10 protein-coding genes are annotated in these 15739 nt (G+C 49.6%); 9 read left to right on the top strand and 1 reads right to left on the bottom strand.

Features of this window, described 5'->3' with window-relative positions:
- Positions 1-58 precede the first annotated feature (58 nt).
- The 9 genes from HMPREF9442_RS04230 to HMPREF9442_RS04190 all read left to right on the top strand — a co-directional run bounded on the left by HMPREF9442_RS04230 (position 59) and on the right by HMPREF9442_RS04190 (position 14123).
- Positions 59-931, top strand: a complete 873-nt coding sequence (locus tag HMPREF9442_RS04230) for an electron transfer flavoprotein subunit beta/FixA family protein (protein WP_008625712.1) — start codon at positions 59-61, stop codon at positions 929-931.
- A gap of 2 nt (positions 932-933) precedes the next feature.
- Entirely contained in the window at positions 934-1956 is a 1023-nt protein-coding gene (locus HMPREF9442_RS04225) for an electron transfer flavoprotein subunit alpha/FixB family protein (RefSeq protein WP_008625705.1), read from the top strand.
- A 5-nt stretch (positions 1957-1961) separates the two neighbouring features.
- A complete protein-coding gene (locus HMPREF9442_RS04220) occupies positions 1962-3692 on the top strand; it encodes an acyl-CoA dehydrogenase family protein (RefSeq protein WP_008625704.1) in 1731 nt (576 codons plus the stop codon).
- 162 nt (positions 3693-3854) lie between these two features.
- A complete protein-coding gene (locus tag HMPREF9442_RS04215) occupies positions 3855-6674 on the top strand; it encodes a UvrD-helicase domain-containing protein (RefSeq protein ID WP_008625703.1) in 2820 nt (939 codons plus the stop codon).
- Positions 6675-6777: 103 nt separating this feature from the next.
- A complete protein-coding gene (locus HMPREF9442_RS04210) occupies positions 6778-8805 on the top strand; it encodes a leucine-rich repeat protein (protein WP_008625702.1) in 2028 nt (675 codons plus the stop codon).
- A gap of 322 nt (positions 8806-9127) precedes the next feature.
- Complete coding sequence (locus tag HMPREF9442_RS04205) at positions 9128-10300, top strand: hypothetical protein (RefSeq protein ID WP_253271014.1); 1173 nt, start codon at positions 9128-9130, stop codon at positions 10298-10300.
- Positions 10291-10878 (top strand): RNA polymerase sigma factor, encoded by a 588-nt coding sequence (locus HMPREF9442_RS04200; RefSeq protein ID WP_008625698.1) that lies wholly within the window; start codon positions 10291-10293, stop codon positions 10876-10878. Before HMPREF9442_RS04205 ends, HMPREF9442_RS04200 begins: the two co-directional genes overlap by 10 nt.
- The gene (locus tag HMPREF9442_RS04195) at positions 10865-11323 is read left to right on the top strand and encodes a hypothetical protein (RefSeq protein ID WP_008625697.1); all 459 of its coding nucleotides are present in this window, start codon (positions 10865-10867) and stop codon (positions 11321-11323) included. Before HMPREF9442_RS04200 ends, HMPREF9442_RS04195 begins: the two co-directional genes overlap by 14 nt.
- Positions 11324-11477: 154 nt before the next feature.
- Positions 11478-14123: an MBG domain-containing protein gene (locus tag HMPREF9442_RS04190; RefSeq protein WP_253271013.1), complete on the top strand. Its 2646-nt coding sequence runs from the start codon at positions 11478-11480 to the stop codon at positions 14121-14123.
- Between the two features lie 99 nt (positions 14124-14222).
- Here the strand turns inward: HMPREF9442_RS04190 and HMPREF9442_RS04185 are convergent, their stop codons facing one another.
- Positions 14223-15599: an alpha-L-fucosidase gene (locus HMPREF9442_RS04185; protein WP_008625695.1), complete on the bottom strand. Its 1377-nt coding sequence runs from the start codon at positions 15597-15599 to the stop codon at positions 14223-14225.
- Between the last annotated feature and the right edge of the window lie 140 nt (positions 15600-15739).

Raw genomic sequence — 15739 nt, 5'->3', positions numbered from 1 at the left:
GTTTTGCCATGAAAAGGAAACAAATCTTAATCTGTACGACAAAAATAAGTAAAGAACTATGAGTTTAAACATCATTGTACTTGCCAAGCAAGTTCCCGACACACGCAATGTCGGGCCGGATGCCATGACACCGGAAGGCACGGTAAACCGTTCTGCTTTGCCGGCTATCTTCAATCCTGAAGACTTGAATGCGTTGGAACAGGCTTTGAGGCTGAAAGATGCGAATCCGGGTTCTACCGTGACTGTCATCACCATGGGGCCTCCCCGTGCAGCCGAAGTGATTCGCGAGAGTTTATACCGTGGAGCCGACGGTGGCTATTTGTTGACCGACCGTGCTTTTGCAGGTGCCGACACCCTGGCCACCAGTTATGCGCTAGCTGCTACAATTCAGAAATTGGGCATGCCCGATGTGATTTTGGGTGGTCGTCAAGCCATCGACGGCGATACGGCACAAGTGGGGCCGCAAGTGGCGCAGAAATTGGGCTTGCCTCAGGTGACCTACGTGGAAGAAATCCTGAAATGCACCGACGGGAAGATGACGGTGAAGCGTCATATCGACGGCGGTGTGGAGACTGTGGAGGCTCCGTTGCCCCTTGTGCTGACGGTGAACGGGAGTGCGGCTCCTTGCCGTCCGCGCAACGCCAAGTTGGTGATGAAATACAAGCGCGCCATGGTGCCGATGGAAAAGCCTGCGGAAGGGTTGGCCTACGCTGAAGAGTACGACAAGAAACCTTATCTGACTTTGGGACAGTTGAGTACGGCCGACGTGGATGCCGACTTGAAGCAGTGCGGGCTGAGCGGTTCGCCCACCAAGGTGAAGGCCGTGCAGAACATCGTGTTCAAGGCCAAGGAGAGCAAGGTGCTGACGGCTTCCGATGCCGACGTTGAGGGATTGATACAGGAATTATTGGCTAACCATACAATCGGATAAAGATGAACAACGTATTTGTATATTGCGAGCTTGAAGGCACTACGGTGGCCGAAGTAAGCCAGGAATTATTGACCAAAGGCCGTAAGTTAGCCAACACGCTCGGCGTGCAGCTCGAAGCTGTGGCCGCCGGGGCGGGCATTACGGGAAAGATAGAACCGCAGATATTGCCATACGGCGTAGATAAATTGCATATCTTCGACGCTCCGGGGTTGGCTCCTTACACGTCGTTGCCGCATACGGCCGTGTTGGTGAATCTGTTTAAAGAAGAGCAGCCGCAAATATGCCTGATGGGGGCCGATGTCGTGGGGCGTGATTTGGGGCCGCGTGTGTCGTCCGCCCTTCATTCCGGGTTGACGGCAGACTGTACCTCATTGGAAATCGGTTCCCATGAGGATAAGAAAGCCGGAAAGAAGTATGAGAACCTGCTTTATCAGATTCGTCCGGCGTTCGGGGGTAACATCGTGGCTACGATCGTGAATCCGGAGAACCGTCCGCAGATGGCTACGGTGCGCAGCGGCGTGATGAAGGCGGAAGTGCTCGATCCTAATTATAAAGGAGAAGTGATTGTGCACGATGTGGCCAAGTATGTACCGGAAACGGAATACGTGGTGAAGGTCATCGACCGCCATGTGGAGAAGGCTAAAAACAATTTGAAAGGTGCGGCCATCGTCATTGCCGGAGGTTACGGCATGGGCAGTAAGGAAGGCTTCGGCATGCTCTATGAATTGGCGCACGAGCTTCATGCCGAAGTGGGTGGAAGCCGTGCGGCTGTGGATGCCGGGTTCTGCGACCACGACCTGCAAATCGGCCAGACCGGCGTGACGGTGCGCCCAAAAGTGTATATCGCTTGCGGCATTTCCGGGGCCATCCAACACATTGCGGGCATGAAGGAAAGCGGTATCATCATTTCCGTGAACAGCGACCCGAACGCCCCGATCAATGCCATTGCCGACTATGTCATTAACGGTACGGTGGAGGAAGTCGTGCCGAAGCTCATCAAGTATTACAAACAAAACAGCAAGTAAACAACATGGCTAATTACTATTCAGATATACCGGAACTCAAGTATCACTTAGAGAATCCGATGATGAAGCGCATTGTGGAATTGAAAGAGCGCGACTTCAGGGACAAGGACGAATTTGATTATGCGCCGGTGGACTATGCCGACGCGATGGATTCGTATAATAAGGTGTTGGACATCGTAGGCGACATCACGGCCAATGTGATTGCCCCGAATGCCGAAGGGGTAGACGAAGAAGGCCCGCACTGCCACGACGGCCGTGTGGATTATGCCAGTGGGACGGTGGAGAACCTGGACGCCATGGTCAAGGCGGGTATGAACGGCATGACGATGCCGCGCAAGTACAACGGGTTGAACTTCCCTATTACGCCGTACACGATGTGTGCCGAGGTGGTGGCTGCCGCCGATGCCGGTTTCGGAAACATCTGGTCGTTGCAGGACTGTATCGAAACCTTGTATGAATTTGGCGACGAAGACCAGCACAGCCGCTTCATCCCGCGTGTATGCGCCGGGGAAACGATGTCGATGGACCTGACCGAACCGGATGCCGGTTCCGACTTGCAGAGCGTCATGTTGAAGGCCACCTTCGACGAGGAGAACAACTGTTGGAGACTGAACGGTGTGAAGCGTTTCATCACGAACGGGGATGCCGACATTCACTTGGTGTTGGCGCGTTCGGAGGAAGGCACGAGGGATGGACGTGGGCTTTCCATGTTCATTTACGACAAGCGCGACGGCGGAGTGGACGTGCGCCGCATCGAGAACAAAATGGGTATCCACGGTTCGCCGACTTGCGAACTGGTGTATAAGAATGCGAAGGCTGAGTTATGCGGAAGCCGCAAGTTGGGTTTGATAAAGTATGTCATGGCATTGATGAACGGTGCACGCCTCGGCATTGCTGCACAGTCGGTAGGGTTGAGTCAGGCGGCCTACAACGAGGCTTTGGCATACGCGAAAGACCGTGAACAGTTCGGTAAGGCCATCATCAACTTCCCGGCCGTATATGACATGTTGGCCACGATGAAAGCTAAGTTGGACGCAGGTCGTGCATTGTTGTACCAGACTTCGCGTTATGTGGATATTTACAAGGCATTGGACGACATAGCCTGCGAACGCAAGCTGACGCCGGAAGAACGTGCCGAACAGAAGAAGTATGCCAAACTGGCCGACAGTTTTACGCCATTGGCCAAGGGTATGAATTCGGAATACGCCAACCAGAATGCTTACGACGGTATCCAGGTGCACGGAGGTTCCGGTTTCATGTTGGAATATGCTTGTCAGCGCATTTACCGCGACGCTCGTATCACTTCCATTTACGAGGGTACGACCCAGTTGCAGACTGTGGCGGCCATCCGTTACGTGACGAATGGGGCATACATCGCCACCATTCGTGATTTCGAGCAGCAGCCTGTGCTTCCGGAATACGAGGGCTACATGAACCGCGTGAAGGAGATGGCCAACAAGTTCGACGCTTGTACGAACGCCGTGAAAGAAGCAGGCAACCAAGAACTGCACGATTTCGTGGCCCGTCGTTTGATGGAGATGGCAGCCGATACCATCATGTGCCATTTGATGATGCAGGATGCCACGCGCCGTCCCGATTTGTTTGCCAAGAGCCTGAACGTGTATGTGAACTATGCCGAGGCCGAGGTGGAGAAGCATTTCAACTTTATCCGCAAGTTCACGGCAGAGCAATTGGATAGCTACCGCCAGGCGGCTGTGGAAACGTCGGCTGAATAATCCGGTACGATATATGATAATCATGAAGAGGAATACTTTCTGTGTAAAAAGAAGTATTCCTCTTTATTGTTAAAAATGGCTGTATCACAGGATGGTTGTGGCTTTTTTTATAATTTTACACCCAAATAAATCAAGTCGGTTTGCCAATAGGAAAAACAAAGTATGTCAGTTGGGAAGTGGGATAAGATATTTTTCCGGAGAAAAAAGGTGCATTCAGAGGGTGAAGAATGCACTGGAAGCAAGCGCTTGGAGGATTTCGAGAGGCAAATCGGACTTTTACTGCATAGCGACCGTTTCATAGCCCGAAGCGATTACCGTACTATTCATGAAAGATATGCAGAGCTGCATGTCAGTCTGTCCAATTTGGAAAAGATGGGGATGTTGGACGTGTATTGCGAAAAGAACCGTATAGACCCGAAGAAAATGGAGAGATTCCTTTGCCTGTATGAAGACTTGGGCAGTAAGGAGGGTTCCAAGGTCGTTGAAGCGCACAATGACGAATTTGTCAAGAGGCATTTGGCCAAAGACAAACTTTATCTTGATACGATACTTCGTAGGGTGGACCCTAATGTGAAGCTGGATGAGGAACAGCGACGGGTCGTATTGTCCGATGAAGACTACACGTTGGTTGTAGCCGGGGCCGGAGCCGGGAAGACAACGACCATGGCTGCGAAGGTGAAATACCTTGTGGAAAAAAGAGGGGTGAAACCGGAACAGATATTGGTCATTTCATATACGAATAAGGCGGTCGGGGAATTGCGCAGCAAAATCAATAAGGGTCTGAAGATAGATTGCCCGGTGACGACTTTCCATAAGACGGGCTATGCCATACTGCGAAAGAAAGACACCGAAAGGAAGACGGTAGTGGATGGTGGCTTTATGTGGCATGTGGTCAACAATTACTTGAAAGAAAACATATTGGAGTGTCCGGAGTTGGTGGATAAGCTGATATTGTTCTTCGGAAGTTATTTCGACGCACCGTATGAGGGCGACAATCTCAATGATTTCTTCAATTACATATCCAAAGCCGACTTTTCCACTTTGCGTGGCAATATGGATGAGTATGCGGAAAAGATTATAGACCAACGGACCGGCAAATGTGTCAGCATTGCCCACGAGACGTTAAGGTCGGTTCAGGAGGTCAGGATAGCGAATTTCCTGTTCATGAACGGCATTGACTATGTGTACGAGAAAATTTATCCTTATAATATGAGGTATTCGTACAAGCCATATACTCCGGATTTTACGATTACCCAAGGAGACAAGACGGTGTATATTGAACATTTCGGCATTACGGAAGATGGCCGGAACAGCAGATATACGGAAGAACAGTTGGCCCGGTATAAAAAAGAAATAGATGATAAAATCCGTTTGCACCGCAGGCACCATACGGATTTGGTTTATACTTATTCCGAATATGACGACGGGCGCGATTACCTTGACCATTTGCAGGAAATGCTCGTAGCCCAAGGGATTGAGTTCCACCCGAGAACTTCACGGGAAGTTTTCGACAGGTTGGTCAGCACGGAAGAGAACAAATATATCATAAAGTTGGTCAAGTTGGTTTGTACGTTCTTGCATGGCTTTAAGACCAACGGCTTCACGATAGAGCATTTCCACCAGTTTCAAAGCAAGTCCTCCAATGAGAGAAACAAGTTGTTTCTATCCATCTGCGAGCGGTGTTATTTAGAATACTCCAAGCGTCTGAAAGAAAAGCAGGCGGTAGATTTTGAAGACATGATAAACAGTTCGGCGAAAATGCTCCGCGAAAAGGAAATCCAAGGGGAGAGATTGGGGTTCAAATATATCATAGTTGATGAGTATCAGGATATTTCCCGTCAACGGTTTAATCTGACCTTGGAGTTGAGCAAACTCTGCGATGCAAAGATCGTGGCCGTGGGCGACGATTGGCAATCCATTTATGCCTATGCAGGTTCGGATATCACGCTGTTCACCCAATTCAAGGATTCCTTTGGGTACGGATTGGAACTGGGTATTACCCAAACTTACCGGAACGCCCAAGAAGTAATCGACATAGCCGGTAGCTTCATACAGAAGAACACGGCGCAGATACGCAAAAGCCTGGTTTCGCCCAAACATATAACACGTCCGATTGTGGTCGAGACCTATACGGAGAACGTAGACCGGAGCAAATATGCCGGAAGAGGCGGGAAGTATTTCCTTGTGGGCGAAACGGTGGAGAGGATTGTCGGGCAGATATTGGAGGAGAATCCGGACGCGTCGATATTGTTGTTGGGGCGTTACGGGTTCGACGCTTTTAACCTTTGCCGTTCATCGGAGTTCACGTACGAGGAGAAGACGGGGAATGTGATTTCCAAGAAGTACCCGTTCGCGAAACTGGATTTTATGACCGTGCACCGCTCAAAGGGATTGGGATACGACCATGTCATCCTCATCAATGCCCGTAATGAGTTGTACGGCTTCCCGTCGCAAGTGCAGGACGACCCGGTATTGAAGTATGTCGTGAGGGATGACCATTCGATGGAATATGCGGAAGAGCGGCGGCTTTTCTATGTGGCCTTGACACGTACCAAGAACCGCGTGTACATCGTTACGCCTCAACAGCATCCCTCCGATTTTGTACGGGAACTCGTGAAAGACTATCCCGGCGTGATGGTAAATGGTAAATTGGACGATTGCCGGGAGACGCGCACTGAAATGAAACGGTGTCCCGTATGCGGTTATCCCATGCAGCTGAGGTACAAGAAGGCATACGGGTTGAAGTTGTGGATTTGTTCCAATGAACCGGAGATTTGCGATTTCATGACCAATAACCTGAAGGGCGGTGATTTGCCCATCCTGAAATGCGACTGTTGCAAGGACGGTTATTTGATAGTGAAAGAAGGATGGGGAGAACCGTTCTTGGGATGTACGAATTTTAGGGCTGACCGGAGCGGTTGCAACCGTGCGATTTCACGGGACAAGTATTTGAGGTCTGTCAAGCCTCTTTTTGATGAATGAGATACTTTTTTGACCAGTTTTTGAGGAAAAACACGATTCTCTTGTCACAAAAATCCGGTTTCTGCGTATTCATATATGTAGGACTATTAAAAAGTGAAATACCATGGAACGGAAAGAAAACTGTAGCAGTGAGGGTGTTTTGTATTATGCCCGGATATTGTTCGTGTGGGTTTGTCTTTTGGGAAATGTGGGACATGCCGTGGCAAAACGTTTGAAAGTGGAAGTGGAAACGCCCGGGACGTTACCGGAACTGGTGGGGAAGAAAGCCAAGTACAAGGTGACGGACCTGACGCTGAAAGGAACATTGAACGGGAGGGACTTGTGCTTCCTGCGCGAAATGGCCGGGAGGGACAAAGAGCGGCAATCCACACCGGGACGTTTGCGCACGTTGGACATGCGGGGCGTTTCTTTTGCCCGTGGCGGAGGTGGGTACGTAAGACACGGGGAATGGCGAGAGGTGCAGGGAGAGCATACGCTTCCGCCTTATTTGTTCAGCGAATGTGGATTGGCGCATATCGTTTTGCCCGAACGGTTGGACACCATAGCGGAAGGGGCTTTGGGAGCCACACGAATCAGCAGGATCGTATTGCCGGAAAATGTGTTTGTGGGTGCTTCTGCCTTTTATGGGAGCAGCGAATTGGCGGAAGTGGTCTTCCCCCAACATACGAAAGCCATTTGGAAGGGGGCTTTTGAAGGATGTACCCAATTGAAAGTCTTGTCGTTGAATCATGTGGACTTTATCAGTGGATGTACTTTCCAGAAGATGCCGGCCGTGGAGCGGATAGAAGTGAACGGAGACGTGGGACAACTCGACGGGTGGCGCACTTTTGCCGAATGCCCGCAGTTGAAGCGTGTGGATTTCCGTGGCGTGGTCTTGGGATCGGGAGGCCCCACGTTGTTGGCGGACTGCCCCCGGTTGGAACAGGTGGTGTTCCATGGCGATATATTGAAAACAGGACTCGGTGAGGCAGAGCATTGCCCTTTGTTTGAAGGATATACCGTGAAAGGAAAGGTCTTGTACAGTCAGCATAAAGACTTCGTTCCGCAATTATCGGATGAAGAGAGTCTGGAGGGACGCGGCTTGGCCGACTTCATGAGCCGGTTCGCGTCGGTTGTACACCGGATTTGGGCGCACGGCGGAGAGGTGATGGGATACATGAAGAAGACCTCCTCCCCTTGGTTTTATCGTTCGGCCTGCGCTTGGGCATCTGAGGGAAGAGACAAGGAGGCTTTGGCGCATTTGGACATCGCAATAAAGTTGGGATTTACCGAGTATGACCGGATAAAGAGCGACAAGGAGTGGGATGCCCTGCGCGGAAATCCGGAGTTTCAAGCCCTTGTGGAAAAGGTGCGTGAAGTGGGGGACTACCTTTATATATTGAAGAAGTCCCCGGCCTATCGGGAAGATGCCCGTCCGATGCCTGCATTTACGTACCAACCGCCTACGGACAGCAATTTGGTACGTGTGCGCCGCTATTTCAATTTGGACAGCATAGCCGGTGGCGGCGACGAAATCAGCCAAATCAAGAATCTGATGTATTGGCTGCATGATGCCATCCGTCACGACGGTGGTTCGGGGAGGCCGGACTGTGCGCGGAACTCGATAGCCATGTATGAGTTATGCAAGCGCGAAGGGCGTGGGCTGAACTGCCGTTTCCTGGCACAGGTGCTCAATGAGATGTATCTGGCCATGGGATTCCCGTCTCGCTTCGTGACGTGCCAGTCGAAAGCGTATAACACCGACACCGATTGCCATGTCATCAATATGGTGTGGAGCCACCAGTTGGGGAAATGGATATGGATGGACGCGTCTTTTGCAGCTTACGTCACCGACGAAAACGGTCTGCTGTTGCATCTGGGCGAGGTGCGCGAGCGGCTAATCAAGGGACTCCCTTTGGTATTGAACGAGGATGCAAACTGGAACCATAAGCTCAAACAGACCAAAGAAGGATATTTGGAGAATTACATGGCCAAGAACCTTTATATGCTCGATGCCCACCTTGAAAGCCGGTTTGAGACGGAGCCTGCTGACGGGTCGGGAAGCCGTCAAATCTATTTGGTACCGGAGGGGTTCTGGCCGTTATCCGAGTATGCTACTTACGACGACCGTTATTTCTGGCAAGCTCCTTAGCGCGGTGCAAGGCCGTGACGGGGCGTGAATGCGAGGGTCAAATGTCCGGTTGTTACACGGGAAAAAGCGGCCAGATTTTTCTGCGCCAAACGAAAAATCAATCTCAGGCGAACGATTTTTCGTTTGGCGCAGAATGATTTTCCAATCTCTGCCGGGTAATTTTCGGGGGTACTCCACCGCCCGGAACCGTTTCTATCGTATTTTAGTAGGATGGGCGTGGCATGCCTTGTTTTTTCTTTGAACGAAATGCCTTGTGGCGTGTATATCCTTATGACACGTGTTGCAAGTACAAACATCATTTATGGTAGAAATAGTAAAGAATATGAGAAAGAAGTTAATCGTTTCGTGGGCGATGGCCGTGGCACTTTGCGCACCGGCACAGGAACCGCAGGAGATAAGAGGCATAGTGGAAGAGGCGCATGACTCGCTCTGGTATGCAGGGCAGGTCGAGGCTTGGCAAAAAGAAGTGGATGCAGACGGGCAGGATGAAAAGGCGTGGCGCAACCTGTTTGAGGCTGCCTGGGGGCTGAAATCTTGTTCCCGTGGAAAGAACGATGGAGGAATACCCCGTGTCTTGGAGCGTATGGAGCGGGCTATTCCCGAGACTTATACCTATAATATATGTGCTTACCGCGCCTCCCAAGGGCCAGACAACAAGTTTGCGGAGAAGGCGATGAAGATGTTGCCCGACGATATTTCAGACCGTGGGTATGATGCCGTACTGGGTTACCTTTGGATGATGGGGGAAACGGACGGGACAGGATGGAAGGCCGGGCTTTTCAATGACATCCTGCGTCGCCAGTATGAGCATGGCAAATATCCTTCGTTTATCCTTCGTTTCGGTTACAACCAGTTGCAAGGGATGGCCGAAGGAGGGCTTTTCTTCGGTAACGGCGACGCGGAACTTTTCGACAAGCTCATGTTGCAGCGTGCGATGCACGTGCATACGGACAAGGTGGTGGTCGTGATTCCTTTTCTGTCCATACGGTCCTATCGCGACGCTTTGTGCCGGAAGTTGGGGATTCCGATCTTTCCCGGGCGCGAGGTCAGGACGGAAGAAGAGTTCAAGGCGGCTGTGCAAGAGATGGTGGAATATGTCATCCGCGAATCCGGTCGCCCGGCTTACTTCTCGCCGGGTTCGCAGTGGGCCGTGCAGGGCATAGCCCGCAAACTTTATAATGAGGGGTTGGTGTACCGGTACAGTGAAGAGCCTTATGACAATGTTTCGGCAGCCAAGCGCCATGTAGAGCGGGATTATCATTTCGATTACCTGACCGAACCTGCTTTCCGTTTGGAGTCATGGTGGTCGGGAAGCGAGATGTTGCTGCTGAACTACACGGTCATGTTAGGGCCATTGGTACAATCATATAGGGAATCGGGTAATCAGGAGCGTGCCGGTTGGCTTTACCGGATATTGAAAGCTTCGGTGGAGAACGGCCGGTTTTCAGCCGCGAAGAAAAAGGAATATTTGGACTATTTGGAGAAATGGCGGTAAAAATAAACTTCAGGCCGTCGTTGCGGAAACTGTCGGACGAGGAATTGATGGGACGTGTACGGCAAATGGGTGACGAAAAGGCTTTCGATGAACTGTACCGTCGTTATGCCCGCCGCCTGTATGGCTTCTTCTTCCGTATGTTGGGGCGGGAAGGGCAGTTGGCTTCGGACTTCACACAGGAACTGTTCTTGCGCGTATGGGCGGTAAGGGGGCGGTATGAATGCGGACGGGAGTTATGTCCTTGGTTTTTCACGATGGCCTATAATCTGTGCAGGAATGAATATCGTTTCCGGAATATTGCGGTAGGTTTTGCGGAAGAGGTGCGTGGCGGGCCGGATACGTATGAGGAACAGCCGGAACTTCGGATGGATGTCCAGATGTTCGATCGCGAACTCTCCACATTGTTGGACAAGCTGCCTCCGGAGCAACGTGTGCTGTTTGCTTTGCGTTATGAGGAGGAACTTACGGTGCCGCAACTGGCCGAAGTAATGGGTATCCCGGAAGGTACGGTGAAATCGCGTCTTCATTATTTATTGCAATACTTAAGAAAGAAATTGAAGGTTTATGAAACACTTTGAGGAACAAGTTTCACAGGCAGCCATACGGCTGCGGAATGAAGAAAACGGTCGTTTATGTGTGCCACGGAACCCGCGTCGGGGTAGTGGCATTTCTTGGGGATGGGTAGCTACGCCGGTGGCAGCCGTGGTTGGTCTTTTATGGGGAGTGGAATTAGGTAAAATGTCAGATGAATCGTCGTTTCGGCAGGTTGCGCAGGAAATAGATACGGTAATATGCCATGAGGTCGTGCGTGATACGGTTTATTTCGTTCGGCCGGAAAGTAAAGTTGCCTCATGGCAGGATGGTAGAGAAAGCAAAGCGGGGGGGATATCTCGGTCCGACTTTTCGGTTACAAACCCTGAACCTGAAAAAAAGACCGTGGCATTGCCAACGCGGACGGGGAAATGTGTTTTGGAGGATGGTATAGACTATTCAATGTTATGGGAGCCTGTAGCAATCCGCTGAGTGGTACTTTAGAATGGATTTTTCGGTATATATTTCGGTAAACCTCCTCTTTTTACCGTATTTGCTTTGTCTTTCATGCGAACAATGGTAACTTTGTCTTCATTAATTGTAATGTGCGTAAAGAAAGTATGTATAATTCTTAAAAAAGAAAATAATGAAGAGAAATCTACTTTTATCTACTTTGTTGTTGGCATCGGCTTCGATGGCGGCACAGGGTTTTGACGGTTCGTTTGATGGGCCTTGGGAAACTTGCTATCCCGATGGAAAGACGGCAGTGGGTACGCAGCCGAAGGGTTGGATGGCATCCAGTGTATGCAAGAACTTCATCATCACGATGAAGAAAGAATTAGTGGAAGCAGATGCCGACCGTATAGGCAATGAAGATGGACATTCCGTGCGAATGTGGAATGATTACGTCGGAATGTTCGGCATCGGTGCAACCGCTCCCGGATATATCACGTTGGGTAAGGCTTGGGCATATGGTGATGTGTCTAATGTAGGAACTCCGGAAGATACCAGTGACGGTGGTGCGTATGGTGGTGTCGCCTTTACTTCTCGTCCAGATTCTTTGGCTTTTTATATAAAGCGTACTCATGCGCATGAGAAACCTGCAAACGGTTCTTTTAATGAAAGTGAAAGGGCTACGGTGGTGTTTTATTCATGGACGGGAAGTTCGGTTTCGAAAGTTACTACCGGAATGAGCAATGCGCCGGAGGTTATTGATATGGTAGACCGCGAGAAGGATATTTTGGGAAAGATAACAGAAGGTGTGACCGGAGATGCCAAGTTAGTGGCTTCTAATGAATATTATATTGAGGGCGATGTTGAAAACTGGACGCGTAATTCTTTTGCCATCGATTATAAATCGGATGTGAATCCGGAAAAGATGAATATTATTTTTGCTGCTTCCGATTACTTCGACCGTTCTGCATTAGGAACCGGCAATACACTGACGGTGGACGATGTGCGATTCATTTATAATTCACGCCTGAAAAGCCTGACGGTGGGAGGGCAAGAGGTTTCCGGTTTTGACAATGGCGTATTCGAATACCAACTACCCGGTGACATGGTGGATGCCAAAGTGGAAGCCAAGGCTTTTGGTAAAGATGCCAAAGTGGCTGTCTCAAAAAACGGAAATGTGACGACAATTGTTGTGACCGACGATACTGCCAAAGGTGAGAAAGAAAATACTTACAAGTTGACATTTAAGGGAGTACAAACCGTGATTTCCTTACCCGAAGCGGCACCGTCCATCACGTATGGTGATGCCTTAGATGGACTTGGTTTTGTATCCAATAGTGACCAGGCTTTTAGTTATTCATTCTCTGTCGACGGCGTACTGAAACAAGGAGAAGATGGGAAATTACATGCTATTGGAGCCGGTGAAGTTATGGTAACGGCAAGTCAGACCGGTAGTGAAGATTATACTCCGGCTGTTTCTGAACCGTTGATGGTGCAGGTGTCCAAGGCGGTATTGAATGTTTCCCTTGCGGAAGATGCCTGGTGTTGGCGCGGCGTCAATGTAAGTACTTCCAATTTAGATAAAGGCAAATGTGGTTATTCGTTTGTTTTGGATGGCTTGAAAGGTGATGATGCCGAGAAACCTGTGGAGGAAATTCTTTCCAAGCTTCCTACGGTGAAGGCTAATGCGCCAAAAGAAGAAGAAAAGGCCGGTGACATGCGTGAGGCTGCATTAAGTGGCGGAGAGGCTGCAAATTATGAACTTGCGTTGTCGGACAAGGCAAAGTTTGCGGTGGTGAAAAATAAAGTGGGTGTATACGTCAGATATGGAAACAATACTTTGTCATCGGTATACGACGGTGAACAATATCGTACTGTGAAAGTGGCTGTGGGGCAAGATGAATACATCTTTACGGTAGAATACACGGATGTTGTATATGATGATGAAGACGTTTTGGCCAATATGGACGTTCAGCCGGAGGTGGTATGTACGGTGAGCAAGGATGCTGAAATTGGTGATGAGTTCCCGGTTTCACTGAAATTGCCGGAACAGGTGTCTTTTGATAACTTTGACCTTATCAGTATTGTACCAGATGTTGCCAAACTTGTCATGGCGGCCAATCCTGATATTACGGTAACAATACCCGAGAAAGTTGTTTATGGTGATGAATTCACGTTAGTTTCCAATGAGCATGGTATTACATATAGTAATAAGGTGTTGACTTCAGGCGTGGTGAGTATGACATCTAAAGGTGTGGTTACGGCAAAGAAAGCGGGTGAGGCTGAGTTGGTGGTAATGACTAACGCCAAAACGGTGGATGATGTGGATTACGGTGCCACTACAACGAAGGTGTCGTTCGAAGTACAGAAAGCTTTGCTTACGGTTACGGCAAAGAATGTGACGGTTAAAGTGGATGAGGAACTGCCTCCGACCTACGATTTGGTATATGAGGGTTGGATAGGGAAAGATACAGTGGAGACCGTTTTTGAAACTGAACCTGTGGCGCAACCCGAACTTCCGACGGAACTCGTACCTGGTACTTATCCTATCGTAGTGAAAGTTGAGAGCATGCCCGAAAACTATGAAGTGAAGACCGTAAATGGTATTTTGACGGTGGAAAAGGGCAATGGAGTTACATCTGTAAATAGTGGAGACGTGAAAGTGGCTTATGCTAATGGGAATTTGTATGTGCCTTGCGGCGGACGCGTGGAAGTTTACGCCTTGACAGGAGCTTTGGTCGGTCGGTATGAAGGCACTGTTATTCCGGTAGCTTTGCGTACCAATACATTATACATCGTGAAGACACAAAAGGGTGCTTTCCGCTTGTTGATAAAGTAAGTTGGAATGTGTGTCGGCTTTAGATGCCGTGCACGTATAATAATCCCCTTATTCTTTCTCTTTCCAGATGGGAGAGGACTGAATAAGGGGAAATCTTTTTTAGTCGCGGCGTTCGTTGTACACGCCGATTTCATTCAGGTACATGCGTTCGTTTTCGTTCTTCTTGGTGAAAGTGACTTTGACTTTATTGCCCCATACTTCATCAAAGCGGTGCACTTTTATTTTCCCGTTCTTCGGTGTCACGGGAATCTCATGCCAAACTCCGTCTTTGAGGTAGTGTATGCGGTAGCTGCTGAAGCTTTCGTTGTTGTCTACGAGTGAAATCATGTTGAACGGGCGCGTGCGTTCAAATTCCACTTCGTACCATGGTTCTTTGATTCTCGGGTTGGAATGCCAGGCCGAGCCGAAGTTGTCGTCGTTCCCGAAGTCCATGATGAAAGAATCGTAACTCCAACTGGAATTGGCCGGACGGTGTTTGGCGATGTTTTCTGCTGTAATCGGACGTTCATATTCGCCCAACGTCATTTCACCGCCTTCTTTTCCTTTCCAAAGGCGGCCGATTTCCTTCAACGCCTCCAAGGCATTGTCGTCAATCAATCCGTCCCGGTTGGGTGACACATTGAGGATGAAGGTGCAGTATGCTTTGTTGAAAGGTACCAGGTTCTCGTTGACAATCCATTCGGGCGATTTCACGTCCGTTGTGGGGAAGTCGCTTTTCCAGAACCACGACGAGTTCAGCGGCAGGCACGACAAGGCCGGCATCCGGTTGGTGTCTTTGGAGATGTGTTGTCCGGCATTCTGTTCGAAGGACTTGATGTCGGTGTAGAACAATGCGTCCTGTGGGTATTTGGCAGAATTCAAGTCCATGACGAGGCAGTTCGGTTGGAGCTGTTTGATGAAGTGGTAGATGTCATCGAACGGGACTTCTTCGTATGAAATGCGCGACCAAGGAGCGTCCCAACCGTCGATGATGAGGGCGGAAATGGGGCCATAGTTAGTCAGCAGCTCCTTTAATTGATTTTTAATCAAATCGATGTGGTCACGATGGATAAATCCCGGACGTAAACGGTGGTGCGTGTCGAGGATGGAATAATATAACATCACCTCCAACCCTTTTTTACGGAAAGCGTCCACGTATTCCCGTACCACGTCACGTTTCAGGGGGCTGTTCATGACGTTGTATTCCGTGGTCTTCGTGTCCCAAATGCAATAACCACTGTGGTGTTTTGTGGTCAGGCATCCGAACTTCATTCCTGCACTAAGGGCAGCTTCGGCCCATTGGTTACAGTCCAGTTTCTTCGGGTGGAAGGTTTCGGCCGGCATGTCGGGGTCGGGCCAGTCTTCGTCCACAAATGAGGGCATGTTGAAATGGATGAACATGCCGAACTTCTCGTTGACGAATTTCTGTTGCATGGCTTTCAGGTTGTCTTGGGCGAGGACTGAACCACACACTGCGCAGGTAACCATGAGCAGCATGCTTCTTAAACTTTTGTACATAAATGACGAATGTTTTTAATGGTTATAAAAAATAGTTTCTTTTGCATAGCAAAGGTATGTATTCCGCAGCTTTCAAAAAGTTGATGTATGCTTCAAATAATGTAATAGCTGCACCAAAA

The sequence above is a fragment of the Paraprevotella xylaniphila YIT 11841 genome (assembly GCF_000205165.1).
GTDB lineage: Bacteria > Bacteroidota > Bacteroidia > Bacteroidales > Bacteroidaceae > Paraprevotella > Paraprevotella xylaniphila.
This window is presented reverse-complemented; position numbering and strand designations above follow the sequence as displayed.